The 25,473-nt window shown below is 66.0% G+C and carries 23 protein-coding genes and 1 tRNA gene; 4 read left to right on the top strand and 20 right to left on the bottom strand.

Annotated elements, in window-relative coordinates; genetic code table 11:
* Nucleotides 1–30 precede the first annotated feature (30 nt).
* Nucleotides 31–1,191, top strand: coding sequence for an HD domain-containing protein (locus MK181_02770; GenBank protein ID MCH2418716.1), 1,161 nt, complete (start codon nt 31–33; stop codon nt 1,189–1,191).
* A gap of 70 nt (nt 1,192–1,261) precedes the next feature.
* Here MK181_02770 and rpmA read toward each other — a convergent pair whose 3' ends face one another.
* From rpmA to MK181_02675, 19 genes are all read right to left on the bottom strand, one after another.
* Nucleotides 1,262–1,513 (bottom strand): 50S ribosomal protein L27, encoded by a 252-nt coding sequence (gene rpmA / locus MK181_02765; protein MCH2418715.1) that lies wholly within the window; start codon nt 1,511–1,513, stop codon nt 1,262–1,264.
* A gap of 4 nt (nt 1,514–1,517) precedes the next feature.
* Entirely contained in the window at nt 1,518–1,826 is a 309-nt protein-coding gene (gene rplU / locus MK181_02760; protein MCH2418714.1) for a 50S ribosomal protein L21, read from the bottom strand.
* Between the two features lie 81 nt (nt 1,827–1,907).
* Complete coding sequence (locus tag MK181_02755; protein MCH2418713.1) at nt 1,908–3,284, bottom strand: Rne/Rng family ribonuclease; 1,377 nt, start codon at nt 3,282–3,284, stop codon at nt 1,908–1,910.
* A 327-nt stretch (nt 3,285–3,611) separates the two neighbouring features.
* Nucleotides 3,612–4,337 carry a TIGR03936 family radical SAM-associated protein gene (locus tag MK181_02750; GenBank protein ID MCH2418712.1) on the bottom strand — a complete coding sequence of 242 codons (726 nt, stop codon included), beginning with the start codon at nt 4,335–4,337 and terminating at the stop codon, nt 3,612–3,614.
* Nucleotides 4,337–6,310 carry a TIGR03960 family B12-binding radical SAM protein gene (locus tag MK181_02745; protein ID MCH2418711.1) on the bottom strand — a complete coding sequence of 658 codons (1,974 nt, stop codon included), beginning with the start codon at nt 6,308–6,310 and terminating at the stop codon, nt 4,337–4,339. The genes MK181_02750 and MK181_02745 overlap by 1 nt, the downstream gene beginning before the upstream one ends.
* A gap of 60 nt (nt 6,311–6,370) precedes the next feature.
* Entirely contained in the window at nt 6,371–7,510 is a 1,140-nt protein-coding gene (gene rodA / locus MK181_02740; GenBank protein ID MCH2418710.1) for a rod shape-determining protein RodA, read from the bottom strand.
* Nucleotides 7,510–9,765 (bottom strand): penicillin-binding protein 2, encoded by a 2,256-nt coding sequence (mrdA, locus tag MK181_02735; protein MCH2418709.1) that lies wholly within the window; start codon nt 9,763–9,765, stop codon nt 7,510–7,512. The genes rodA and mrdA overlap by 1 nt, the downstream gene beginning before the upstream one ends.
* A complete protein-coding gene (gene mreD / locus MK181_02730; protein ID MCH2418708.1) occupies nt 9,762–10,292 on the bottom strand; it encodes a rod shape-determining protein MreD in 531 nt (176 codons plus the stop codon). Before mreD ends, mrdA begins: the two co-directional genes overlap by 4 nt.
* Nucleotides 10,293–10,299: 7 nt before the next feature.
* Entirely contained in the window at nt 10,300–11,154 is an 855-nt protein-coding gene (locus tag MK181_02725) for a rod shape-determining protein MreC (protein ID MCH2418707.1), read from the bottom strand.
* Entirely contained in the window at nt 11,155–12,222 is a 1,068-nt protein-coding gene (locus MK181_02720; protein ID MCH2418706.1) for a rod shape-determining protein, read from the bottom strand.
* Between the two features lie 161 nt (nt 12,223–12,383).
* Nucleotides 12,384–12,797 (bottom strand): nucleoside-diphosphate kinase, encoded by a 414-nt coding sequence (gene ndk / locus MK181_02715; GenBank protein ID MCH2418705.1) that lies wholly within the window; start codon nt 12,795–12,797, stop codon nt 12,384–12,386.
* A 38-nt stretch (nt 12,798–12,835) separates the two neighbouring features.
* Nucleotides 12,836–14,179, bottom strand: coding sequence for a bifunctional folylpolyglutamate synthase/dihydrofolate synthase (locus MK181_02710; GenBank protein ID MCH2418704.1), 1,344 nt, complete (start codon nt 14,177–14,179; stop codon nt 12,836–12,838).
* Nucleotides 14,180–14,189: 10 nt separating this feature from the next.
* Nucleotides 14,190–15,449, bottom strand: a complete 1,260-nt coding sequence (gene clpX, locus MK181_02705) for an ATP-dependent Clp protease ATP-binding subunit ClpX (protein MCH2418703.1) — start codon at nt 15,447–15,449, stop codon at nt 14,190–14,192.
* A 23-nt stretch (nt 15,450–15,472) separates the two neighbouring features.
* Nucleotides 15,473–16,120, bottom strand: a complete 648-nt coding sequence (locus MK181_02700) for an ATP-dependent Clp protease proteolytic subunit (protein MCH2418702.1) — start codon at nt 16,118–16,120, stop codon at nt 15,473–15,475.
* A gap of 5 nt (nt 16,121–16,125) precedes the next feature.
* Nucleotides 16,126–17,544, bottom strand: a complete 1,419-nt coding sequence (tig, locus tag MK181_02695) for a trigger factor (protein MCH2418701.1) — start codon at nt 17,542–17,544, stop codon at nt 16,126–16,128.
* Nucleotides 17,545–17,694: 150 nt separating this feature from the next.
* Entirely contained in the window at nt 17,695–19,170 is a 1,476-nt protein-coding gene (locus MK181_02690; GenBank protein MCH2418700.1) for an aldehyde dehydrogenase, read from the bottom strand.
* Nucleotides 19,167–19,994: an alpha/beta fold hydrolase gene (locus MK181_02685; protein ID MCH2418699.1), complete on the bottom strand. Its 828-nt coding sequence runs from the start codon at nt 19,992–19,994 to the stop codon at nt 19,167–19,169. Before MK181_02685 ends, MK181_02690 begins: the two co-directional genes overlap by 4 nt.
* Nucleotides 19,991–20,578 (bottom strand): amino acid synthesis family protein, encoded by a 588-nt coding sequence (locus tag MK181_02680; GenBank protein MCH2418698.1) that lies wholly within the window; start codon nt 20,576–20,578, stop codon nt 19,991–19,993. Before MK181_02680 ends, MK181_02685 begins: the two co-directional genes overlap by 4 nt.
* On the bottom strand, nt 20,575–22,032 hold the full coding sequence (locus MK181_02675) for an aldehyde dehydrogenase family protein (GenBank protein ID MCH2418697.1): 1,458 nt from the start codon (nt 22,030–22,032) through the stop codon (nt 20,575–20,577). Before MK181_02675 ends, MK181_02680 begins: the two co-directional genes overlap by 4 nt.
* 92 nt (nt 22,033–22,124) lie before the next feature.
* Here MK181_02675 and MK181_02670 point away from each other — a divergent pair.
* Nucleotides 22,125–22,196: transfer RNA gene (locus tag MK181_02670), tRNA-Gly, on the top strand.
* A 26-nt stretch (nt 22,197–22,222) separates the two neighbouring features.
* On the opposite strand, the gene MK181_02665 is transcribed toward MK181_02670, so the two are convergent.
* Complete coding sequence (locus MK181_02665; GenBank protein MCH2418696.1) at nt 22,223–23,254, bottom strand: aromatic ring-hydroxylating dioxygenase subunit alpha; 1,032 nt, start codon at nt 23,252–23,254, stop codon at nt 22,223–22,225.
* Nucleotides 23,255–23,400: 146 nt separating this feature from the next.
* On the opposite strand from MK181_02665, the gene rmuC reads away from it, so the two are divergent.
* On the top strand, nt 23,401–24,576 hold the full coding sequence (rmuC, locus tag MK181_02660) for a DNA recombination protein RmuC (protein ID MCH2418695.1): 1,176 nt from the start codon (nt 23,401–23,403) through the stop codon (nt 24,574–24,576).
* 41 nt (nt 24,577–24,617) lie between these two features.
* Nucleotides 24,618–25,472, top strand: coding sequence for a phosphodiesterase (locus MK181_02655; GenBank protein ID MCH2418694.1), 855 nt, complete (start codon nt 24,618–24,620; stop codon nt 25,470–25,472).
* The last annotated feature ends 1 nt before the right edge of the window (nt 25,473 follow it).

The following is a 25,473-nucleotide window of genomic DNA, read 5'->3' as shown; positions in this document are numbered from 1 at the left end:
ATGAACTCCCGGCCTCCCTAGGGTGGTTCGGTGCCCCAATACGACGCCAACGCCGCAAGCCCCCCGGAGACTCCACGGGCTGCCCTGTGGGCTTCGACCATGGACGGGCACGGCGACGATCAGATCCGGACCGCCCACTACGACAGTTGGGCCACAGTCGGTCTCCCGAGAACCGTGGATCGACCGGCCCGGGAAGAGCGGGAAGTGAGCCTCTTGGCTGACGGCGCCACCCTTGCCACTGGAGCCGGTGACCGCCTGGTCGAGGAGGCTCCCGATCTTTTCCGAACCTGCTTCGAGCGGGACCGTGACCGAATCCTCCACGCCACCGCCTTCCGACGGCTGGCCGGAAAGACCCAGGTCTTCGTCTTCCCGGAGGACCACCAACGATCCCGTCTCACCCACGCCCTAGAAGTAGCCCAGGTAGCCCGAGCGATCGCCGGAAGCCTCGGACTAAACGTGCCCCTCACCGAGGCCATTGCCCTCGGTCACGACTGCGGCCACGGACCAGGCGGGCACGCTAGCGAAGACGCTCTCTCCCTTTACGTGGACGGTGGCTATGACCATGCCCAATGGGGTGCTGACGTAACCCTGGCTCCGCTGAACCTCTGCCGGGAGACCCTGGATGGGATCCGTAACCATTCGTGGTCGCGCCCGGCGCCAGCCACCCCAGAGGGCGAGGTGGTCAGCTGGGCCGACCGAATTGCGTACGTCTGTCACGATTTTGAAGATGCCGTTCACACGGGGATCGTGGATCCCGCCGATCTTCCGGCGGTGGTGCGCGAACGGTGCGGCACCGCCCGGAGAGAGCAACTGTCCGCCTTTATCGACGGAGTCGTCGGCCCGTCGGCGTCGAGGGGCCGCATAGGCATGGACCACGACACGGCGGCTGCCCTCGGTGCTTTTCGGGCCTTTGACTACGAGCGGATCTATCTGCGTCCTGCCTCCCTCGACCAGGCATCGCGGGTCATCGCACTGTTGCGGGCCCTCGTCGACCACTTCACGACGGCCCCGGGGGACCTCCCGACCGACGCCCTCCACGGCTTCGAAGACCACTCGGGCTCCGATGCCGTCCGGTTGGCTGCCGTTCGCTACGTGGGTGGAATGACCGACCGTTATGCCTGTCGTATTGCCACCCGCCTCCTTGGGTGGAACGCCGAGCGGCTTCCGGCCGGGCTGGACGTCGGCTCCTAAACGCGAAACGACGCACCGCCAGGCGGTGCGTCTTCCATCGCTCGGCTACGGCGACTGGGATCCGGTCGCGTCAGTCGGTGAGGACGTCCACCAGCTTGCGGCCAGCCCGTCGGCCGAACTTCACCACGCCGTCGGCTGTGGCGAACAGTGTGTCGTCGCCGCCCAGGCCCACGTTGTGGCCCGGATGGAACTTGGTGCCCCGCTGCCGGACCAGGATGCTGCCGGCACTAACCCGACCGCCGTCGTAGACCTTGACCCCTAGTCGCTGTGCGTTGGAGTCGCGGCCGTTGCGGGTCGAGCCGCCGCCCTTGGTCTTGGACATGTCTTTAGCCCCTCGTGATCCCGGTAATTTCGATCTCGGCCAAATGTTGGCGGTGGCCCCACCGGCGACGCTGGTTGCTCTTGTTCTTGTAGGTGAAGCCCCTGATCTTGGGTGCCTTGGCGTCTCCCACGATGCGGACCGACACGCTCGAACCGGCGAGGGCCTCCGGGGTAGCCAACACGTCGTCGCCGTCCACCACCATCACGGGGGTCAACTCGACGTCGCCGCCCACGGCTCCCAGGCGTTCGACGAGAACCCGCTGGCCCTCCTCGACCCGGTACTGCTTTCCACCAGTGGCGATCACTGCGTACATAGTGCGGTCAGGTTATCCGGGGCCATCGATGGCGCCACCGCCTCCAGAGTGACGGTTACCTGCAGCACGGTCCAATACCGCTCACCGGCGGCCTGCCCGACCTGATCCGGCTAGGAGGTCGTCGTCCAGAATCCGACCCCGACCCCGACAGTCCTCACACGCGGTGGCGAACGACTCCAGTAGGCCCTCTCCGATCCGCTTGCGAGTCATCTCCACTAGGCCCAGTTCGGAGATATCGAAGACCTGGGTCCGGGTCTTGTCCCGACCCAGGGAAGAACGCAACGTGGTGGCCACAGCCTCCCGGTTCGCCTTGACCTCCATGTCAACAAAGTCGATCACGATGATGCCGCCGATGTCACGGAGCCGGAGTTGGCGGGCAATCTCCTCGGCAGCTTCCAGGTTGTTTCGGAACACGGTCTCCTCAAGGCTCGACCGCCCAACGTTCTTACCCGTATTGACGTCGATCACCGTCAGGGCTTCGGTGTGCTCGATGATCAGCGATCCGCCCGATGGCAGCCACACCTTGCGATCCAGAGCCTTACGCAGCTGCTCGTGCACGTGGTGGCGCTCGAACAGGGGCAGGGACTCGGTCTCCGGGTCGTGGTAGGTGATCCGGTCTGCCAGGGCCGGGTTGACGCTCTCCACGTAGGTCCGGACCCTCTCGAACATCTCCGGATCATCGATGACCACGCCTCGAAAGTCCTTGTTGAACTCCTCGCGGATGAACCGGAAGGCCATTTCGGGCTCGCGGTACAAGAGGCTCGGGGATTGCGACCGCCCGGACAGGGCCTCAATCTCCTCCCACTGCTGGACTAGGCGACGGACGTCTCGCTCGATCTCCTCAGCGGTGATGCCCTCGGCGGCCGTCCGCACGATGATCCCGTGCTGCTTGGGCTTGGTTCGATCCAAGATCGACCGGAGGCGTTTCCTCTCGGAATCTGACAGGCGCTTGGAAATCCCATAGGTGGTGCTGTTGGGCACCAGCACCACGAACCGGCCGGGGAGGGAAACCTCCTGAGTCAGCCGGGCCCCCTTGTGGGCGATCGGGTTCTTGGTGACCTGAGCCAGGATCGTCTGCTTTGACTTCAGGACTTGCTCAATGCGAGGCCGGCCCTTGCCCTCGAAGTCGGTGTCTGTGTACTGGAGGTCGCCCTGGTAGAGCACTGCGTTCTTAGGCGTGCCGATATCCACGAACGCCGCTTCCATGCCGGGCAGCACATTCTGGACCTTGGCTAGGTAGACGTTGCCGTGGATCTCGCTGACGTCGTCGGCCGGACGAGACAGGTAGTGCTCGATGAGCTGTCGCCCCTCCAGCACGGCGATCTGGGTCACGCCGCCGTTGACACTGACGCACATGAGGTACCGACCGATTGGCTTGCCTCGCCGCTCCCGGCCTCGTCGTCGCTTGAGGGTGTCCTCGTCCAGCTCTAACGGTCCATCATCGGTAACGGCCTCCACGGGACGATTACCCCGGCCCTGCCGGCCCTGGTTGTCGCCCTGCTGGCCCCCGCCACTGCGACCGCGGCCGCCCCTTCGTCGTCGACGTCGACGCCCTCCGCCGGAGCCCGGTTGGCCGTCGCCGCTGTCTCCACCGGCCGCCGGTCGGCTATCACCGACCTTAGGAGCCGGTCGGCTATCACCGACCTTAGGAGCCGGTCGGCTATCACCGACCTTAGGAGCCAGTGACGCCTCAGCCGCTCCGCTGCTCGTTGTGTCGGACGGACGGACCGCTTCGGTCCGTCGCTCGTCGCCCGTATTCTCGGACATTGGTTGTTTCCCTTCTCATCACGTCGACACGCTCGCCGACGGGGCAGGGCAGACCGGGGCCATTAGCGGCTCCTCGCGGTCGTCTCCCTGCGACATCCATTGGTGCATCCTGCACACAGTTCGCGCCGTGAGCGGCGGATCCACCGCCGCCAACAGCTCGGTTGGCCTGAGTGCTCGGGGTTGGGTCCCTAGGTCAGCCAGTAGGCGAACCCCGGTTTCCGTCGTCCCGGCGACGTCCAGTGAAAGCACGTGGGGGCGGAGGTCATCGACCACCGGCCGTCCCTTACGCTCGCGCTCGACGACGATCTCCTCGCGGGCCAGCACGTCGGCCACCCACGCTTCCGCTCCAGCCCGGTCGACATGGTCGACTTCGATAGACCATGTACAGGCCATCACGGCCTTCTGGAGCGAATCACCTTTCTCGATAGGGGCCACAGCGACCACGTCGAGACCCACTGGCAGCGCGCTACTCAGACGAGCGGCCATCGCCACACCCCGCTCAGGGGTCCACTCCCCCGCCTCGGCGATCTCCCCGGCCAGTTCGAGGTCGAGGAACTCGGCCTCTGACTCGTGACCGGTCGACAGGGCCAGTCCGAACGAGAGCTTCGGCCGGGGGGAGAACCCCTGGCTGTAGGACACCGCCACCTCAGCCTTCCGCAGCGCCCGTTCCCAGATCCGGGCCACGTCGCGGTGGCTCGTAAAGCGGACTTTGCCTTTCTTGTGGAAGCGAATCCGAACCCTCATTACACACCCACCGCTTCGGGACTCTGGTCGGCCGACGGGCGCGTTCGGAGCATGACCGGCACCGTTCCCCCTGTGCTCAGGTCCTGACCGGTGCCCTGGCTTCCGCCGGCCGGGGGGACGGCCGACGCAACCACGTGCTCGATCCCGTAGCCGGTACAGGCCCCGCAGTCGTAACAGGGAGTCCAGCGGCAGTCCTCCAACCCGACCGCCTCCAAGGCATCGCGCCAGTCCTGCCACAGGAAGTCCTTGTGGAGGCCGGCCGACAGGTGATCCCAGGGCAACACCTCGTCCTCGGTGCGGTGCCGGTACACGAAGTCCTCAAGAGATAGCCCGTGACGATCCAGCGCATCCTCCCAGAGGCGTATGTCGAAGTGTTCGCTCCACTCCTGGAAGACGCCTCCGGATCGCCACACGTCCTCGATGATCGCCCCAAGACGCCGATCGCCCCGACTCATGAGCCCCTCAACCACCGATGCCCGGGCGTCATGCCACTTCAACTGGACACCCCGGTAAGTCTTCGGGCGGCGCTTCAGCTCGTCGCGAAGGAGCCCGACCTTGCGCCGGAGTTCCCGCTCGGTGTTCTGCCCAAACCATTGGAACGGGGTGAATGGCTTAGGGACAAAGCCTCCGACCGAGACGGTGACCGACGGGTTGTGCTGGTGGACCCGGCCCACCTCCACGCACCGTCGGGCCATCTCCAAGATCCCCAGTGTGTCCTCGTCGGTCTCGGTGGGCAGGCCGGTCAGGAAGTACAGCTTCACCCGGCGCCATCCCTGTGAGTAGGCCGACTCCACCGCTGCGTAGAGGTCCTCTTCGCTGATGAGCTTGTTGATGACCTGGCGCATACGCCAGCTACCAGCCTCCGGGGCGAAAGTCAGTCCGGTCCTCCGAGCCCGTTGGATCTCGGCGGCAATCCCCACCGTGAAGGCGTCCACCCGCAGGCTGGGAAGCGAGACTGACACCTGGCCACAGGCATCATCGGCCACCGTCTCGGCTACCACCTGCTCGATTCCGCTGAAGTCGGCGGTGCTCAACGACGTCAGGGCTACCTCGTCATAGCCGGTCCGGCGGAGGCCCTCAGTCACCATGGTCCGTACCTGGTCGGCGGGCCGTTCCCGGACCGGGCGGGTGATCATCCCGGCCTGGCAGAACCGGCAGCCCCGGGTGCATCCCCGGAAGACCTCGACATTGAGACGGTCGTGGACCACCTCGGTCAGCGGCACCAGTTGCCGCTTCGGGTATGGCCAGTCGGCCAGGTCGGCCACCGTGCGCTTCTCGACCACTGGCGGGGCGTCGTCCAGCGGGGTGATCGACGTCAGGATTCCCTCATCGAACTCCGCCCGGTACAGCGAGGGGACGTACACGCCGGGCACGCTCGCCAGGCGTCGTAGGAGGCCGCTTCGGGAGCCGTGTCCTTCGGCCCTCCACGCAGTCACCGTTTCGGTAATCTCGGCCACCACCTCTTCGCCGTCGCCCAGTACCGCTGCGTCAATGAAGTCGGCCAGAGGCTCCGGGTTGTAAGAGCAGTGCCCGCCCACCAGCACCAGCGGATGCCCGGCGTTGCGGTCGCTCGTTCGGAGCGGAATTCCCGCCAGGTCCAAACATTCCAGGACGTTGGTGTAGACGAGCTCGGCGGACAAGTTGAAAGCCAACACGTCGAAGTCGGCGGCCGGGCGGTGGGTATCCACCGAAAACAGCGGGAGCCCCTCACGCCGGAGCACGGCTGCCATGTCAGTCCAGGGCGCGTAACTCCGCTCGGCCACCGCATCGGGCCGTTCGTTGAGGATCTCGTACAGGATCTGTAGACCCTGATTGGGAAGGCCGACCTCGTAGGTGTCCGGGTAGACGAGGAGCCAGGCCACCCTGTCCGGGTGGTGGACCGGGACGGTCATCCCGTCCTCACATCCGATGTAGCGGGCCGGCTTCTGGACCTCGCCGAGGACACGTTCGAGTTCGAGCCAAAGCGAACTCATGATTGGCCAGCGTATCCACCAACCCAGCGCTTGGGGACCTCGGGGGTTCGCCGACCCCGTTCAGGCACCGACCTGGCGCTCGTGGCGACGCATATGCACGCTCTGGACGAGGCCAAGTGAGATGAACGTCGTCACTACAGATGATCCGCCGTAGCTGACCAACGGGAACGGGATTCCGGTGATGGGCATGATTCCGGTCGACATCCCGACGCTCTGGAACACCTGGAACAGGAGCATGGTGTACACCCCAGCCGAGACCAGCATGCCGAAGCGGTCGTCGGCAAGGCGACCGATCCGCCACACCCGTAGGAGGAGTAGACCCACGATGCCCAGCACAAGGGCGCTTCCCACGAACCCCGTCTCTTCGGCCACCACGGTGAATATGAAGTCGGTCTGCTGTTCGGGAACTAGCTCGGAGTTGTTCTGGGTTCCTTGGAACAACCCACGGCCCGTCAGCCCACCATTGCCGATAGCCACCTGGGCCTGTTCCAGGTTGTAGCTGGCCGCCGTGTCCGTCTCCTCGTCCACGAAGACCATTAGCCGCCGGACCTGATAGTCCTCTAGTACCTCAGACCGTAAGACGCCCACAAGACCGGTTAGCAGGAGCAGACCCAGGATGAGGAGGTGCCGGCCCTTGGCGCCGGCCACCAGCACCATCCCGACCGCGATAGCCCCGTAGACCAGCACGGTGCCAAGGTCTGGCTGGAGGACGATCAGCACGACGGGGAGCCCAGCCAGCGCTACCGCTCCGGCAACCCTCTGTCCGCTGGGTTCCTCGGTCCGACCCAACCAAGCGGCCAGGGTAAGGATGAGCACCACCTTTCCCAGCTCCGACGGTTGGAATTGATTGCCCGCGACCTGAAACCACGCCCTGGCGCCCTTCACCTCAATGCCGACCACCAGGACGGCCACCAGGACCCCCAGGGTGGCCAGGTAGACCAGGGGAACCAAGCGCTGGAGTCGACGGTGGCCAAACCAGGCGGCTACCACCATGGAGGCCAGGCCTACGGCCACCATCCGGGCCTGCCGTCCGAGGTAGAAGGTCTCGCCCGGCCGGATCTCGGTGACCGGGCCTCGGGTGGCTGAGTAGACCATCAGTACCCCGACCAGGGAAACCGCGAGAGCCAGGACCGGCAGCACCAAGTCGACGTGACGTAGAACTTTCGGCCGGTCGAAGTCCGGGCGACGGAGGTCGACCATCAGTCGAACTCCTTGTCGAGGAACACGGCGAGGATCTCGTCCAGGAGGTCCTCACAATCCACCCGGATACCTCGGACCCGAACCTGGCCAGAAGCGTCTAGCACCGGTCCGCCGACGTCCCCGGAAGAGGGATCAGCCGCCTCAAGCCGGTCCAGGGTGTTTCCTGTCCGCCACTCGTGCCAGGCCACGCACAGGGGGAGAGCCGCCGAGCGGGCATAGCGGACGGCGGCTAGGGGCGCCTCGGGAACCGTTCCCTCAAAGACTGGGGCCAGAATACGAGCCACCAGCGGTGCGGCGACGCTGCTCCCGAAGCCCGCCTCCTCAAGCACGGCCACAATGGCGTAGGTGGGTTCGTCCGCGGGCCCGAAGGCGGCGAAAATCGACGTGTCAGCCTTACCCCGGACCTCGGCGGTTCCGGTCTTGCCGGCGACCGGGTACCGATTCAGCGGGAAATAGTTGCCGCCGGTGGCCCTTGAATTAAAAGCCCAATAGGCGGTGCCCTCCTCGTGGGCCGTCACACCAGCCAGGCCATCGAGGACCCGGCGGCGGAAACCGTCGTCAATGTCGACCGTGGATAACTCACGGGGTCCGAACTCCCGAACCACCGTGCCATCACGGTCCATGATCCGAGCCACCACGTTGGGGGCGTAGCGCACACCGTCGTTGGCGAACGTGGCGAAGGCATTACCAAGCTGCAGCGGCGTAACCAGGACCTCTCCCTGGCCAATGGCCGTGATCACGTTGTCACCGGTCGACCATCCCCACTCCGGAAAGGCCACCGGGTTTGCCTCGTGCCGCTGTCGCCGGTTGCGGGGTGTCGGTAGATAGCCGTCCTGTTCGAACGGCAGGGTGACTCCGGTATCCAGGCCCATCCCATAGGAGGCCGCAGCATCCTGGACGGCAGTGTCGGGGTGGCCCGGGTTGATGTAGATCGACTCCCCGATCTGGTAGTAGTAGACGTCGCTGGACACGGTAAGGCTCCGGACCAGGTCTACGGCCTCGTACTGCTTCTCGCCGGCGTTTCGGTATCGACAACCGGGCGGCGGATCGGTGGGATCCACGTCTCCGCAGCTCCGGAGCACGTAAGCACCCGGGTCGTCCCACAGCTCATCGGCCCGGGGCACGGCCCCCACCCCGAACACCCCCTCGTGCCACGCCGCGTGAGCGGTGAACAGCTTGAACGTGGAACCGGGGGCGTACTCACCCTGGATGGCCCGGTTGAACATGGGGAGATCGTTGGCCGGGTCGTTGAGCTCGGCCCACCGGTCGAAGCTAAAGCCGCCGATCGACTCATTGGGGTCGTACGACGGGAAGGAGGCCATAGCCACTACGTCACCCACCCGAGGGTCCAGTACGACGACCGAGCCGCCAGGGGCGTCGTACGCGGGCAGGAGCTGGCCAGGTCGGTCCGGATCGGCGTCCGGCTCCCGGGTGCGGGCCAGATGGATCGACCGCTCCAACTCACGCTCAACTAGGTACTGGACGTTGACGTCAATAGACAGCACCAGGTCATCGCCCGGAATCGGAGGAACGAACAGGTCATGCCGTTCCCGCACGACCTCCCCCAAGCGGTCCACCTCAACCACCTTGTGACCGGCCTGGCCCCGCAGGTCATCTTCGAACATGAGCTCAACGCCAGCCTTGCCGATCTGGTCCCGAAGCCGGTACTCCTTGCCGTCCGGTGGGCGCCGTATCCGGAGCTCGGCGTCGTTGACCGGCCCCACCCACCCCAAGACGTGGGAGGCCAGATCACCGTAGAGGTAGGAACGCACCGTGCTTTGGGCTACCCGTACACCAGGGAACTGGTTCGGGCGCTCGCCAAAGAACACCAGGAGGTCCTCGCCCACATCATGAGCGATCGGGATGTCGTCATAGTTGCCGTATGAAGGGTCCGCCAACGCCCGTACTACGTCGGTGACCTTCATCAGGTGGCCGGACCGGTTGATCTCGACGGCGATCTCGGTGAACACCTCTAGCCGCTCGTCTTTGTCGAATCCTGACTCGTCCAGCTCGTTGCGGTTCATAGTCAGCACGGTGGTCAGACGGTTCCCGACCAGTGTTCGACCGTGGACGTCCAGGATCCGACCACGGGGAGCCGGTACGGCGATCACCCGCGTGATATTGCTCCGGGCGGTAGCCATAGCCTGCTCGCTCACCATGACCTGCAGGTACCAGAGGCGAGCCCCCAGGGCGGCGAACATGGAGAGGCCGATGATGGCCAGGACCCGCATGCGGTAGCGGCCGGTCTCGTTCACCCCCCGCCCTCCGCTCCCTGCCCGCGAAGGTCCACGTCCACGGGCAGGCCCCCGGTCACCGCCCATCGCACGGCCCGGCTGGTCGGTGGCGCTACGGCTACCGTCATGACGACAACCACCACCGTGGTACGGAGCAGCCCAGGGTCACCCAGCTCCCGGAGTCCGAACAGGCTCCCCACCGCGGCAGCAGCCAGAACGCCACCGGCGATGGCGACAGCCAGGCCGCTCCCGAGGAACGGCCGGGTAAAGCGGGCCAGGCGAACCTCCAGGTGGCTGGTGGCGACGGCCAATGAGGGGTAGACGAGGGCGTGAAGGCCCATGGGAGTGATGGTCACGGCGTCATGTAGGAGCCCGGCGAAGAAAGCCACCACGGCCCCACGCTCCGGACCCCCGTGGTACCCGGTCAGCACCGAGACCAGCAGCAGGTACTCGACCGACGCTCCGGCCACCCGAACCTCGTCAAACACGGTCACCTGGGCCACGGTGGCGGTCAACAACAGGGCCAGGACGCGGAACCGGTGGGTCACGGGCCGATCACCGTCGCCTGCTCGGCTCGAGATCGAAGCGGACGGGATCGAGCACCACGTTCAGGAAGCTCAGGTTCTCTAAGGAGGCCTCCGGGTCCACAATGATCTGACGGTCGAACTCGGCATCATCATCGGGGTCGGACACCCGTCCGACCGGGATGTCGGCCGGGAAGCGGCTGCGACCACCGGAGGTGACCACCACCTCGCCGGCCTTCACCACGGCATCCAACCGGATGCCGGCATCGATAACCAGTCGGCCGGTGGCCCCTCCGCCGCGGGCTAAGCCCTCGTCCTGAGAGCCAACGAGGCGTACACCCATCCGGAACTCCGGATGGGTGGCAAGGCGTACGATCGACCGGGAACGGTCGACCACCTCCAAACGTCCCACCAGGCCGGCCCCGGTGACCACGGCCATTCCCTCCTCCAGGCCGTCGTCCTGGCCCTTGTCCACCTCGAGGGAGTAGGTGGAGAAGTTCCCAGGAGGTGTGCCGAGTATCCGGACGACGACGGTCTCCAGCGTCGTGTAATCGATGTCGACCTCGCCGAGTAGGCGCTCCAGTAGTTCCTTGTCGGCTTCGCCGGTAAGCCGTCGTCCGCGCATGCGGGCCAGCTCGTCAGCCAACCGCTCGTTCTCGGCTAGCAGGTCGTCGTAGTCGAATAGGCCGTGCCAGGCCGACTGCACCGGTCGCGCCACCCGTTCGCTCGCCGACCGGACGGGATCCAGCACGTCACGGATTCCTTGCTGGAAGGCGGACAGTGGTTCGGCTCCCCGGAACTGGAGAGTCAGCAGGGTCAGTGCGGCGGCAACCAGCAGGAGGAGCGTCGGACGGGACCGCCCGGCGGGCCGAGGGACCGCCACCATCTATTCCGCGTCGTCGCCGAAGATCATCTCCCCGAACCTGGAGAACTCCTCCAGGACACTGCCCGCTCCCTCGACGACGGACCGCAGCGGGTCGGAGGCCAACCAGACCGGCATGCCGGTCTCGGCTCGGATTCTGTCGGCCAAACCTATGAGGAGGGCGCCGCCGCCCACCAGGGTGATGCCCCGGTCCATGATGTCGGCGGCCAGCTCAGGGGGCGTTCGATCCAGTGTGACCTTCACAGTGTCGATGATGGCAGCAACCGGCTCCTCTAGGGCCTCGCGGATCTCCCTGGTGGAGAACTCCACCGATTCGGGCAGGCCGGTACGGAGGCTCCGACCGGACACGGCGGCACGAATCTCCTGGGTTAGCGGGTGAGCGGAGCCCAGGCGGATCTTGATTGTCTCAGCCGTTCGGTCGCCCACGTCAACGCCCTTGACCTTCTTGAGGAACTGCTTGACTGCGTCGTCCATTTCGTCGCCCCCGACCCTGGAGGACTGGCTGGCCACTACACCCCCGAGCGAGATGACCGCCACCTCGGTGGTTCCGCCGCCCACGTCGACCACCATGGAACCCGTGGGCTCGGCCACTGGAAGGCCGGCACCGATGGCCGCCGCCATGGGCTCCTCGATGATGTAGGAAGGTGGGCGGGCGCCGGCGTATTCGGCGGCCTCCTGCACGGCCCGTCGCTCCACACCGGTCACTCCGGACGGGACGCAGATAACCATGCGGGGCTTGGCCCAGCGCCGGTTGTGAACCTGCTGGATGAAATAGCGGAGCATCTTCTCGCAGATCTCGAAGTCGGCAATGACTCCGTCCTTTAACGGTTGGACAGCGCGGATGTAGCCGGGAGTCCGCCCGATCATTCGTTTGGCCTCGTCTCCGACGGCTAGCAGGTTGCCGTCCAACGAGTTGACGGCAACGACCGACGGCTCGTCTAAGACGATCCCCTCGCCGCGTACGTACACCAGGGTGTTGGCGGTCCCCAGGTCGACGGCGATGTCGCGGGCTCCAAAGACCGTGCGCCGTGACCCTTGTACGCGTGGCCGTCGATCTACAGGTTCGGCCATCGACCGGGTACTCCGTCGGTTCTCGTGAGAGAGGTCAGGTCCGCCCCACTCGCTCCGGGAAACGTAACGCGCCCGTCACCCAATTGCCACTCTTCGTAACCGTCTCACCACCCTACGCGGGCATAAGGGTTGGCATCGTCGGCCGACCCGACGACCGGGGCTCAGGCCGCCAGGTCGGGAAAGAAGATCCCAATTTCCCGTTCGGCCGAGGCCTGGGAGTCAGAACCATGGACGAGGTTCTCGGTGAACAGGGTTCCTAGGTCTCCTCGGATGGTTCCCGGCGCCGCCTCCCGGGGGTTGGTGGTCCCCATCATGGAACGGACTACAGCGAACGTCTCCTCGGGTCCCTCGACGACCATCACCATGGACGGCGACCGGGACATGAAGGCCACGAGGTCGTCGTAGAAGGGCTTCCCGACGTGCTCTTCGTAATGCCGGGCCAGGGTTTCGGTATCCAACTGTCGGAGTTCGGCGGCCACCACCGTGAGGCCCTTACCCTCGAAACGGCCGATGATCTCCCCGACGAGGCGGCGTTCCACGGCATCGGGCTTGCAGATAACGAGCGTTCGATCCATACCCGCAGGCTACGGCGGCATGGGCCAGCCCGGACCCCTTAGAAGTCGTCCAGGTCGTCCGCGACCGGGTCAGCGCCCAGGGCCCGACGGGCCGCCGACAACACGTAAAAGGACCCGGTCACCAAGACGAGGTCGGTCTCCTCAGCGGCCGCCACCGCGAGACGGACGGCATCTACGGCGTCCGGCACCGATTCCACCTCCATCCGTCGCTCGGCGGCTAGGGCGGCCAACTCCCCAGCCGGTACGGCTCGGGGAGACGGAGCCGTGCAGGTCACCACCAAATCGGGGGCCAGGGCAACTAACTCGTCAAAAAAGTCTTCCGGCCGGCGGGGCCCCAGCGCGCCCACCACCAGAATCCGCCGGCCGACCGGAAAAACTGTCGACACAGTCGCAACTAGGGCTCGGGCCGCATCCTGGTTGTGAGCCCCGTCCAGCACGACCAGGGGCTCGGAGGACATCACCTCCAGACGCCCGGGAATCCGGACTCCGGCAAACCCCTCGGCCACCACGTCCTCACCCAACGGGGCATCAAGGAACGCCTCTGCGGCCATCAGGGCAACCGATGCGTTATCGGACTGGTGGTCGCCGTGCAGGGGCAGGAAGATCCCGTCGTGACTTCCACTCGGGGTCCACAGCTCGAGAAGCTGGCCCCCCACCGCCCTTTCGGCGCCCCGGACACCAAAGTCGACCCCCCGGGTCAGCACCGGGTCCGGTGACTCAGCGGCAAACACCCCGGTGAGCTCGATGGACGTCTCCCCCAGCACCAGCGGGCGCCCCTCCCGAATGATGCCTGCCTTCTCTGCTGCCACGTCCCGACGCCAGTCGCCGGTCCCGTCTGTGTGGTCCCGACCCACGTTGGTGACGACCGCGACCGCAGAGTCCACCACGTTGGTGGCGTCGTAGCGTCCCAGGAGGCCGACCTCGACCACTCCTACCTGGGCAGCTTCGTTGCTGAACCACAGGAAGGCCGCCGCTGTTAGGAGCTCGAAATAGGAGGGGCGCTCCGGCGCCACCGCCGCATACCGCTCCACGTCGGCCAGCAGGTCGGCGAAAGACTCCTCGGAAATCAACTGGCCATCTATGGTTAGGCGCTCCCGGACGGTGTCGACGTGGGGGCTGGAGTAGGTGCCCACACGTAGTCCGGCAGCCGTCAGTAGCGCAGCGACCATGGAGGCCACCGAGCCCTTTCCGTTGGTTCCCGTCACGTGCACAACCGGCACGTCGCCCTGTGGGTCGCCCATCACCTCAACCAGACCCCTCATGGCGTCCAAGCTGAGGCCGTGGATGCGGCCAGCGGCCGCCTCCAGGTTGACGAATCTGTCGAGGAAGCGGAGGGCGCCGGCGAAGTCCTCGACCGGCAGCTGGCCGGCGGACCCCGTCATGGTGCCGAGGTCAGGAGGCGGCGCGATCGGGGTGATCGGCGCTACGTGGGACCACGGTGGGCGGCGTCTCACCTTGCACCGAATCCAGGTCGACAACGACGCGTCCCGCCTCGTCGTCACCCGGCAACTCGTACATCACGTCGAGGAGGACCTCCTCGAGGATGGCCCGCAGCCCGCGTGCGCCAGTTCCCCGTGAGAGAGCTTGGTCAGCGATGGCCGCCAGGGCCTCCTCGGTGACATCCAGTTCGATGTCCTCGAACTCGAACAGGCGCTGGTATTGCTTCACCAGGGCATTCCGGGGTTCCACCAGGATCCTCACCAGCGCCTCGGCCTCCAGTTGGGAGACTGAGCCCACAACAGGCAGGCGGCCCACGAACTCAGGGATCAGGCCGAACTTGATGAGGTCCTCGGGTCGGACGTCGGCAAATAGCGCTCCCAGGTCCTTCTCTCCAGGGGACCGCACGTCGGCTCCGAAGCCCACTCCGGTACCGCCGTGGCGGCTCTCGATCAACTGCTCCAGGCCGGCGAACGCCCCACCGCAGATGAACAAGATGTTCGTGGTGTCGATCTGGAGGAACTCTTGGTGGGGGTGCTTGCGCCCCCCCTGGGGCGGAACGGCCGCTGATGTGCCCTCCAGGATCTTCAGCAGGGCCTGCTGTACCCCTTCCCCGGAAACGTCCCGGGTGATGGATGGGTTCTCGCTCTTGCGGGCCACCTTGTCGATTTCGTCGATGTAGATGATCCCCGTCTCGGCCTTCTTGATGTCGTAGTCGGCGGCCTGGATCAGCTTGAGGAGGATGTTCTCGACGTCCTCACCCACGTAACCGGCCTCTGTGAGGGCCGTGGCGTCGGCGATGGCGAACGGGACATTGAGCATCCGGGCCAGCGTTTGGGCCATGAGGGTCTTGCCGCATCCAGTTGGACCGATCAGCAAGATGTTCGACTTGGCCAGCTCCACCTCGTTGCCGCTACCACTCCCGGCCTGCACCCGCTTGTAGTGGTTGTAGACGGCGACAGCCAGGATCTTCTTGGCCTGGTCCTGGCCAATGATGTAGTCGTCCAGGAAGGAGTAGATCTCGCGGGGGCGAGGCAGCTCACCCAGCGAGGTCTCGGTGGGCTCGGAGAGCTCCTCTTCGATGATCTCGTTACAGAGGTCTATGCACTCGTCGCAGATGTAGACGCCCGGCCCGGCGATGAGCTTCTTGACCTGCTTCTGCGTCTTGCCGCAGAACGAGCACTTGAGGAGGTCGCCCTCACCGAACTTCGCCACCGGTCCCCCTCGAGCCCGTCGTCCTACTTCACGGCGGCGATGGGGCCGCTGTTATCCACTAGGTCTCGCTGGTCGATGACCTCGTCGATGATGCCGTACTCCTTGGCCTCCTCGGCGGTCATGACGTAGTCGCGATCGGTGTCGTCGTGGATCCGGGACGCGTCCTGGCCGGTGTGGCGGGCCAAGATCTCCTCGAGTTGCGTCTTGAGGCGCTGGATCTCCCGGGACGCCAACTCGATGTCGGAAACCTGCCCCTGGGCGCCGGCGTACGGCTGGTGGATCAGCACCCGGGAGTGCGGCAGGGCCAGGCGCTTGCCCGGTGTGCCGGCGGCCAGCAGCACTGCGGCCGCCGAGGCCGCTTGGCCGAAGCAGATGGTGGTGAGGTCCGGTTTGATGTACTGCATCGTGTCGTAGATGGCGAAGAGGGAGTTGATGTCGCCTCCGGGAGAGTTGATGTAGAGGCTGATGTCCCGGTCGGGGTTCTCGGACTCGAGGTGCAGCAGTTGGGCGCAGATCAGGTTGGCGATGGTGTCGTCGATCGGCGTGCCGATGAAGACGATGTTCTCCTTGAGCAGGCGCGAGTAGAGGTCGAAGGCCCGCTCCCCGCGGTTGGTCTGCTCGACCACCGTGGGAACGAGGTAATTCTGTGTCTTCAGATCTGCCAACGTCATCTTGTTCACTCTTCTTCTTCGTCGACCGGCTTCGCGGCCGAACTACCAGTTTCCCCTACCTCATCGTCGGCGATGGGGATGGGTCCGTCGTCGCCGGGAACCACAATCTCGGGCTCCGGGGCCTCTAGGAGGCTTCGGTTTACCGGATTCCCTTCCTCGTCAACGATCTCGGCCCGCTCGAATACCCAGTCGAGGGCGGCCTGCTTACGCAGGTCGGCTCGAATTTCGAGCATTCGACCGGACTCGGTGAGTGCCGTCCTAAGGTCTTCTACCTCACCGCCCACCTGTGCGGCCAACAGCGTGAGGTACTTCTCCAGTGGTTCTCCGTCGGCCTCGAGGCCCTCTGCTTCAGCCACGGCCCGTAGCCCCAGGTCCACCCGGGCCGACACCTCAGCGCCTTCCCGCAGCTCGTCGCGGATTGACTCCAGGTCGCCTCCTGTGGCCTCCAGGTACGTGGGGAGGTCGAAGCCCTGGGAGCGCATCCTCATGGCCATGTCATTGATCCGGCTGTCGACCTCAACTTCCACGAGGGCCGGAGGGATGTCCATGTCGACCAGGTCGGCGACGGCTTGTGCGGCGCGGTCCCGGGCCATCATCCCGGCCTGGTTGCGGCGCAGGCCAGTGATCCGTTCCCGGATGTCGGCCTCTAGTTCACCGAACGTGTCGAATTCCGAGGCCTGGGCGGCAAAGTCGTCGTCGGGCTCGGGCAGCACCCGTGCCTGAACTTCGGACACCGCGATGCGAAAGGCCAGGGTGCCGTCCTCCTCGGGGTGGGCGGCCTCAAACTCCAGGACGTCGCCCGCAGATGCGCCACGGAGGTTCTCGTCGATCTCCGGGACTACCGCTCCGGCACCTACCTCGTACAGGTAGCCGCTCGTCGTCAGGCCCTCGACCGGCTCGTCGTCGAGTCGGCCATCGATGTCGATGGTGACCTGGTCGCCGTCGTCAGCTGGACGCTCCACAGATTCCAACGTGGCGTGCTGACGACGGAGGGCATCTACCTGCTCTTGAACGTCCTCGTCGGTGGCCTCGGGGGCCGGGATCTCGATCCGCAGCGAGCCGTGCCCAGCCACGGTGGCCCTGGGACGGACTGGCACCACGGCGTCAAAGGTCAGGGATCCCGTCTCCTGACCGCCTGTGATCTCAATCTCTGGAGAGTCGATGGCGTCGACGTCGTGCTCCACAAGGGCCCGGCTGTAGTAGTTGGGCAGGGCATCGTGTAACGCCTCCTGTCTCCCGGTCGTCTTACCGAGCCGGGCTTCCAGGATCTTTCGGGGCGCCTTGCCGGGCCGAAAGCCGGGCAACCGGACCTCTCTGGCGATCTTACGAAAGGCGGCATCGACGGCCACGTCGAACTCGTCCTCGGCGACGGCGACGGTCAACCTCACCCGGTCGCCGTCCAGATGCTCCAGGGTGGTCTCCACGGTGGCCGGAGTGTACCGGCGGTCCTCTTGCGCCCACCCGGCACCCAAGTCCTAGACCCCCGCTTCTAGCCGTTAAGCATTTGCGTCCCTGGTTGAGCGAGCCGATCGAATTCGTGTAAGCCCGTCACCTTTGACCGCTCTTGTCCTCGGTCACCGCATAGTGAACGGGTTGGACATCGGTTCGGTTGATGTGTTGATCCAAACGGTTTTGGTGGTCGTGAACTCGTGGATGGCGTCAACTCCCGCCTCTCTACCCGATCCGCTGTTGCCGAAGCCGCCAAACGGGGCGATGGGCGAGATGGCCCGGTAGGTGTTGACCCAGACGATGCCCGAGCGGATGGCCCTGGCCACCCGGTGCACCCGGGACACGTCCCGGGTGAAGATCCCGGCGCCCAGCCCGAACTCTGTGTCGTTGGCTAGGGCCACTGCCTCGTCCTCGGTGTCGAAGCTAAGCACCGACATGACTGGTCCAAAGAGTTCGACCCTCGTGCTACGGACTTCTTGGTCGGCGCACCCCAGCACGGTGGGCCGGTAGTACCACCCGACGTCCAGGCCCTCCGGACGGCACCCTCCGGTGTGCAGGGTCGCTCCCTGGTCGATGGACTCGGCCACCACCGCCTCGATTCGGTCCCGTTGGGCTCGGGTGGCCAGGGGCCCCATCTCCGTGTCGTCGGCCAGTGGGTCGCCGATTCGGATGGCCTCGGCCCGTCGGACCACCTCATCCACGAACTGTTCGTGAACGCCCGACTGCACAAAAACCCGGCTACCGGCCACACAACTCTGGCCGGATGCCCCGAAGTTCCCGGCTACCGCTCCGTTGACCGCCCCTTCGAAGTCGGCATCGTCAAACACCAAGATCGGCGACTTGCCTCCCAACTCCAGGGTGACCGGAGCCAAGTTGTGGGCCGTGTTGGCCACTACGTGCCGGGCCGTGTCGACGCCTCCGGTGAACGCCACCTTGTCGACCATCGGGTGGCTGGTCAGCGCCCGTCCGCACGGCTCACCGAACCCGGTCACCAAGTTGACGACCCCCGGTGGGAACCCGACCTGGTCGACCACCCGGGCGAACTCCAGCAGGGGGGCTGGGGCCTCCTCGGAGGCCTTAATGACCACCGTGTTGCCGGCGGCCAGGGCCGGCCCGATCTTGGTGGCGGTCAGGAACATCTCGGCATTCCACGGCACGATGGCCGCCACCACGCCGACCGGCTCACGGGTCGTAAAGACGTGGAGGTCCGGCTTGTCAATTGGCAGCGTGTCGCCCTGGATCTTGTCAGCTAGGCCGGCGTAGTAGCGGTAGTAGTCGGCGACGTACGCCGACTGGGCCCGAGTCTCGGCGGCCAGCTTGCCGCTGTCGGTGGTTTCGACCTCACCGAGGTGATGGGCAGCATCAGCTACCAGGTCGGCCAGCCGGCTCAGGAGCCGGCCCCGCTGGGTGGCCGTCAGGGTCGGCCACTCCCCCTCCACCAGGGCGCGGCGAGCCGCCCGTACGGCACGGTCTACATCGGCCTCGGTGGCCGCCGGCGCCGAGGCCCAAACCTCCTCAGTGGCCGGATTGACCGTATCGAACCGGCCCCCGTCGGAGGACTCGCAAAACTCGCCATCGATGTAGAGCTGGTAGTCGTTCACCTGGTCGCCTCCCCGGCGAATTCGGAGCGGTCAGATGCGGAGGGTTCCTCTAAGAAGGACCGGAGCACCGCCACGAAGGCCGTTGGATCCTCGATGGGTGGGATGTGGTGGAGGCCGGGGAGGATCACGGCGCGGCAGTCCTCAAGGGCTACGGCCAGGGCGCTGGTCATAGCCGGGGTCGAGCCCGGGTCCAGCTCCCCGGTTACGGCCAGTGCGTGGGTGGTTACCGAGCTCGCCTCTCCGGGCTTCAGGGGGTCTCCCTCGACGAAGGCCCGGTATGCCTTCAGGTAGGCCTCCAGGTTGTTGGAAAGCAGGCAGTTCCGTACGGCGTCGACCCGGTCCGGGTGTGTGGCCTGCCAGCTGGCATCGAACCACCGGTCGACGGCCAGGTCGACCACCGACCCCATCCCGCCTGTTTCAGCCAGCGATAACCGCTCTCGGATCCGGTGGACCTCCTCGGCGCTCCGGTCGAACACCGTGTTGCAGAGAGCTAGGCGACCCAGCCGGTCGGGATGCCGGGTGGCCAGGCCCAGGGCGACCATTCCGCCCAGCGACAACCCGGCCACGTCGGGGGGTACCGGACCACAGGTGTCGATAACCCCGAGGCACTGGTCGACAAGGTCCTCTACCGTGCGGGGCCCCGGCGGGTCAACTGACTGGCCGTGGCCGAGGAGGTCGTAGCGCACGACTAGGCGGTCGGTCGCTAGATCCTCGACCACCAGGTCCCACATGGTGTGATCTAGGCCGACACCGTGGACCAGGACGAGTGGTGGCCTGTTCCCGGCGTCCTCCCCATCGAGGCGAATGTGAGTACCGCCGCTCACCCCTCGGTCAACCCCATCTCTTCCATGTCGGAGTATCGGTTGCCGATCCGGTGGTGGGGGCGCCCGCCGACCGAGGCGCCAATGGCCACCACCACCTCGTCTGGACCCGGCGCGTCGGCCACCGTCATCTCCAACGTCAGGTAGTGGGACCGCCAGCCCGGATCGACCTTGTGCATCATGGGGATGGAGATCGTGGCTCCGGGACCACCCCGGGTGTTGGTAAACGAAAGGTAGGCCGTACCGCCCACAGCGTCGCGAAACACGTTGCCGAACCGGAGAGTGTGGATGAACGCCGAGCCGTGCTCGACTTCGCCCGAGGTGCCGACCATGGACGCCTTGCCGTAGGCCTCAACAGCATCCCCACCTCCCGCCATCTCGACCAGGCGGGGAACCAGGAGGTCGCCCAGGCGGGGGGCCACGTCCAGAATGGCTGGCCGCAGGTTCTCGACGAAGCCCTGGCCGGCCCACGGGTTGGTGAACACGGCGGCGATCCCGAACATGCGCAACGGCGGGTCGGCGGCCCTTCCACCCTCTACGTGAATCTCCTCGGTGTGGGTGACGACCTTGCGCACCTCGGGGGTCACGGGAGCCGACCTGGCTTGATGTAGGCGGTCCGAGTCCGGGTGAAGAACTCTTGGGCGGTGTCACCCTGCTCCCGGGCCGAGTGGCCCGAAGAGTTCTTCTCGCCACCGAACGGGGCGTGGATTTCGGACCCGGTGGTCGGGCCGTTGACCTTAATGAGCCCGGCGCGGAGTTCATGGACGGCCCTATCGATCGTCCACATGTCGTTGGTGAAGACCGACGCCGACAGGCCGAATTCGGTGTCGTTGGCTAGGGCGAAGGCCTCGTCCTCGGTGTCCACGTGGAGCACTGTGCTGACCGGTCCGAAGACCTCCTCGCGGGTGATGGTGAGGTCGGTCCCTCCAACGAACAGCGTGGGGGCCTGGTAACAGGGACCATCGGGGACCCCCTCGGTGATGGCCACCGTCTCGGCACCCTCGGCCCTCGCTTGATCAATGGCCTCCACGACCTCGGTCCGGGCGCCAGCTGAGACCAGAGGGCCGATAGCCGTCGCCGGGTCCTGACCGTCACCCACCTTCAGTGCGGTGACCGCAACAGCGAGGCGGTCGACCAGCTCGTCGTGGACGTCGCCCACGGCGATGATCCGGCGGGTAGCCGTGCACTTCTGGCCGGTGGCCCCCATGGCGCCACCGACCACTGCGGTAACCGCCATGTCGAGGTCGGCGTCTGGGAACACGATGCACGGGTTGTGGCCGCCTAACTCCAGTTGGACCCGACCGTTGCGGGCCGTGACCACGTCGCGGATGCCCCGACCGACCCCGACCGAGCCTGTGAAGCTCACTCCGTCGACCCGTTCGTCAGCGACCAGCGCGCCGCCCACCGAGCCGGGACCCAGCACGAGGTTCAGCACCCCGGCAGGCAGGCCGGCATCCGCGAAGACGGCAGCGATGGCCACCGCAGTCAGCGGCGTGTTGCTGGCCGGCTTCCAGGCGACTGGGTTACCGGCCACCAGCGCCGGGGCGATCTTCCAGACAGGGATCAGGATCGGAAAGTTCCACGGGGTGATGATGCCGACCACGCCGAGCGGGGCCCGGACGGTGCGGATGGTCTCCCCGGGATTTCCGGTTGGAAAGATTCGCTCAGTGGAGGTCTTAGCCAGGCCGGCTTGGTAGCGGCAGGTCTCGGCCGACAGCACCGCCTCACCCCGCGATTCGGCCAGGGTCTTGCCCTCCTCGAGCGTGCACACGAGTGCCAGTTCGTCGGCCCGCTCGTCAAACAGCACGGCGGCCCGCTCCAGGATCCGGGACCGGGACCCGAAGCCAGCCGCCCGCCAGGCAGCCTGGGCCTCGACGGCGGCACCAACGGCTTGGGCGGCCGTTCCGGCGTCGCCCAGCGGGTACTCGCCGACCGGCTCATCAGGACGGGCGGGGTTGTCGCTAACCGCGGTTCCGCCGGGAGCGTCAGTGCTCCAGTCGCCGCCGATCAGGTGGGCGCCGATCGGCGCGGTGGTCGTCATGCGCGGCAGCGTAGCCACCGGGTGCCGCGCCGTCGCCGTCCCGATCCCCAACGGACCGACGGTAGGTTCATGGGGTCTGCTCTAGCGGACACGCGGGTGTAGTTCAACGGCTAGAACCTCAGCCTTCCAAGCTGATGATGAGGGTTCGATTCCCTTCACCCGCTCGTTCACCGCTCCTGGCGGGTTCCGCTCAGTCCCCTTCGGCGGCGATCAGGGTCTCGAGGTGATGACGGAACCTCAGCGGACCGGTGTCGATGTGCATGTTGATGTGCGACTCGGCGGCGTCCATTCCCCGCTGGACCGCTTCAAGTACCTGCCGGTCCTCACTAAACGCCCCGGTCACGTCCTCGTTCATCAGACGGTCGATGGCCTCATCGCCGGGCCGGACGTTGCGGAGCTGGAAGAAGTGGTAGCGGGTGGTCTTCTCGGTGATCGGCGTGAGGAAGTTCCAACTGTCCATTTGGAAGAGGTCGTCGTGGAGCGGCCTGTCGGGGCCGCCGGTGCCTGCCGGCGTGAACAGCGCGCGGGCTAGGGCAGTCGAAGGATAGAAGGCCTCGTAGTGCTGGTGGCGGTCGCAGGGACCGTCGAACTCGACGAGCTTGGCGTAGAAGGGTGCCACCTCTCCGCCGTAGAGCCACCGGGAGACGCAAACCCCGGTGTCGCGCTTCTCGACCTCGAGCGGGGTGTCTCGTGCCGCCTCCTGGGCAAACGACGTGTCGTGGACCCAGGCCACGTGTGAGGGGTCGAGCAGATTGTCCACGATGTACCGGTAGTCACAACTGAAGTCCATGGCCGGCCCTGTGTTGAGCCCCCAGTCCGGATCGCCGTAGTGCTCGATCTCGACGATGTCGGCCGGATCGGCCCGCTCGGGGTTACCCATCCAAACCCAGGACAGCCCGTAGCGCTCGACCACCGGGTAGGAACGTACGTCCGCTCCCCGGGGAATACGGCCCTGGTTGCCTGGTGCTCCCACACAGGCACCGTTGCCGTCGAACACCAGGCCGTGGTAACCACACTCCACCCCGTCATCGCACCGGCGACCCATGGACAGGGGAAGCTTCCTGTGCGGACATGCATCCGCCAGCGCAGCCACCGTGCCGTCGGACCGTCGGAACAGGCAGATGTGATCACCAAGAATGGTGAGCGCCGTCAGGTCGTCCCCGATCAGGTGATCCCACGCGGCCACGTACCAGGCGTTACGGAGGAAGGCGTGCTCAGCCACAGCAACCACGGTAGCTAAGGCGACCCAGGTCAGGGTCTCCCAACGGGGCGTGGTGGACGCGGCGTAGGGACCAATTCTCGCCGGGTGCACCGACACCGTCACACCGTCGCCGTACCGTTGTCTCCGTCGGCGAAAGGACGCCCCCCATGTCCAACTTCCTTACCGTGGCCATCTCGCTCGGAGTCCTCCTGGCCATCGGGCTGGTCCTCCAGAACCTCATCCGCAGCCAGTTCGAGCGGGCTCGGACGACTGCCGCAGAGAGCGATGCCACGCTGCGCCAGGAGCTTGGCCAAAACATGGCCACGTCGACTGACACCCTGGTGACCACCATCAAGGCCCAGCTGGACACCATGGGCGCCCAGCAATCGCGTCTCCTGACCGAAATGCGGGAGGGCAACGAGAAGAAGCTCGACCAGATGCGAGAAACGGTCGACGAGAAGCTCCAGGGCACCCTGGAGAAGCGTCTCGGCGAGGCCTTTGAAACAGTGCGCAAGAGCATCGACTCGGTTAGCCAGGGCCTCGGCGAGATGAAGCAGCTCGCCGAGGACGTCGGCGACTTCAAACGGGTCCTCACCAACGTGAAGTCCCGGGGTACCTGGGGTGAGGTCCAGTTGCAGGCCCTCCTGGAAGACATCCTCACGCCGGCCCAGTACGAGAAAAATGTGAAGACGGTTCCCGGGTCGACGGCATTCGTCGAGTTCGCCATCCGGCTCCCCGGTCGGGACGACCAGGACCAGGTCTGGCTACCCGTCGACTCCAAGTTCCCTCAGGAGGACTACCGCCGCTTACAGGACGCCCAGGACCGGGCCGACCCCGACGCGGCGGAGGAGGCGGCCAAGGCCCTGGAGCGGACAATCATCGAGTCGGCTAAAGACATCCGCGAGAAATACATCGCCCCCCCACACACAACGGATATCGGAATCTTGTTCCTGCCCACCGAGGGCCTCTACGCCGAGGCCCTCCGTCGGCCGAAAGTGGTCGACGAACTGCAGCGGCACCGGATCACCCTCGCGGGACCCAGCACCATCAGTGCCCTGCTCAGCTCGCTGCGGATGGGGTTCCACACCCTGGCCATCGAGAAGCGTTCCAGCGAGGTCTGGGAGGTTCTGGGAGCCGTCCGAACCGAGTTCTCCAAGTTCGGCTCGGTCCTGGCCACCCTGAAGAATCAGCTAGCCACGGCCCAAAACACGATCGAGAAGACAGGGACACGGACCCGGGCCATGGAGCGAAGGCTCCGCTCCGTCGAGGAGATTCCGGAGGACCGTGCACGCGAGCTCCTGGACCTCACTGACGACGAGGACGACCTCCCGATCAAGGACTGAGGGAAAGCTCGCCCCATGGCCCGTCCCCTAGAGTCCCCGACGTGCTGATCGCCCAGATCTCGGACTGCCACATTCGCGACCACGTCGGCGCATTCGGCAAGCTGGTCGACACCACAGAAACACTCGGACGAGTTGTCGACCACCTGATGGCCCTCGACCCCGGACCGGACGTGGTGTTGGCCACCGGCGACCTCACCGATGACGGTACGGAGACCCAGTACAACACGCTGCTGGCGGTATTAGCTCCACTTGCCGACAGGCTTCTCCCGCTGCCCGGCAACCACGACGAGGGCCCGGCCTTTCGTTTCGCGTTCGCCGACCGGCTCCCACCGGACGTGGCAGAGAACCACTGCAGTTACGTCGTCGACGATCACCCGGTGCGCTTGGTCGGTCTAGACACCTCGCTACCCGGTCGCCATGACGGACGGTTCGACGAGGTCCGTGAGAGCTGGCTGGACTCCACCCTGGCAGACGAGCCGGACCGTCCGACGTTGGTCTTCACGCACTTCCCTCCGTTCGAGACCGGCCTCCGGTTCATGGACCAGGCCGGCCTGCTGGACGCTGACCGGTTCCGGACCACCATCGAACGCCACCCGCAGGTCCGCCTGCTAGTGACCGGCCACCTCCACCGCACCATCCACACGGTGATTGGCTCGACGTCCGTCTCAACGTGCCCGTCCACCGGCAACCAACTTGGCCTTGACCTTCACCCGGACCGCGGGTCAGCCGTCGATGAGCCCTCGGGCTTCCAACTTCACCGATGGGACGGTGAGCGCTTCGTGACCCACACCGGAATGGTCCGCGACCCAGCAACCATCCGGTCCGTCGACCTGGGGCCCTTCGTGGCCGAGATCCGGAAGCGGGCCGAGATTGGTCAGCCGTTCACCAAAAACTGAC

The sequence above is a fragment of the Acidimicrobiales bacterium genome, assembly GCA_022452035.1.
Lineage (GTDB): Bacteria > Actinomycetota > Acidimicrobiia > Acidimicrobiales > MedAcidi-G1 > UBA9410.
The sequence above is the reverse complement of the archived record's forward strand: the minus strand, read 5'-3'. Positions and strand labels throughout refer to the sequence as shown.

Excerpts from the sequence above, each read along its gene's own strand:
- rpmA (MCH2418715.1), bottom strand. The coding sequence starts at position 1,513 with ATGTCCAAGACCAAGGGCGGCGGCTCGACCCGCAACGGCCGCGACTCC.
- rplU (MCH2418714.1), bottom strand. The coding sequence starts at position 1,826 with ATGTACGCAGTGATCGCCACTGGTGGAAAGCAGTACCGGGTCGAGGAG.
- MK181_02750 (MCH2418712.1), bottom strand. The coding sequence starts at position 4,337 with ATGAGGGTTCGGATTCGCTTCCACAAGAAAGGCAAAGTCCGCTTTACG.
- MK181_02745 (MCH2418711.1), bottom strand. The coding sequence starts at position 6,310 with ATGAGTTCGCTTTGGCTCGAACTCGAACGTGTCCTCGGCGAGGTCCAG.
- rodA (MCH2418710.1), bottom strand. The coding sequence starts at position 7,510 with ATGGTCGACCTCCGTCGCCCGGACTTCGACCGGCCGAAAGTTCTACGT.
- MK181_02725 (MCH2418707.1), bottom strand. The coding sequence starts at position 11,154 with ATGGTGGCGGTCCCTCGGCCCGCCGGGCGGTCCCGTCCGACGCTCCTC.
- MK181_02720 (MCH2418706.1), bottom strand. The coding sequence starts at position 12,222 with ATGGCCGAACCTGTAGATCGACGGCCACGCGTACAAGGGTCACGGCGC.
- ndk (MCH2418705.1), bottom strand. The coding sequence starts at position 12,797 with ATGGATCGAACGCTCGTTATCTGCAAGCCCGATGCCGTGGAACGCCGC.
- MK181_02710 (MCH2418704.1), bottom strand. The coding sequence starts at position 14,179 with ATGACGGGGTCCGCCGGCCAGCTGCCGGTCGAGGACTTCGCCGGCGCC.
- MK181_02700 (MCH2418702.1), bottom strand. The coding sequence starts at position 16,120 with ATGACGTTGGCAGATCTGAAGACACAGAATTACCTCGTTCCCACGGTG.
- MK181_02675 (MCH2418697.1), bottom strand. The coding sequence starts at position 22,032 with ATGACGACCACCGCGCCGATCGGCGCCCACCTGATCGGCGGCGACTGG.
- rmuC (MCH2418695.1), top strand. The coding sequence starts at position 23,401 with ATGTCCAACTTCCTTACCGTGGCCATCTCGCTCGGAGTCCTCCTGGCC.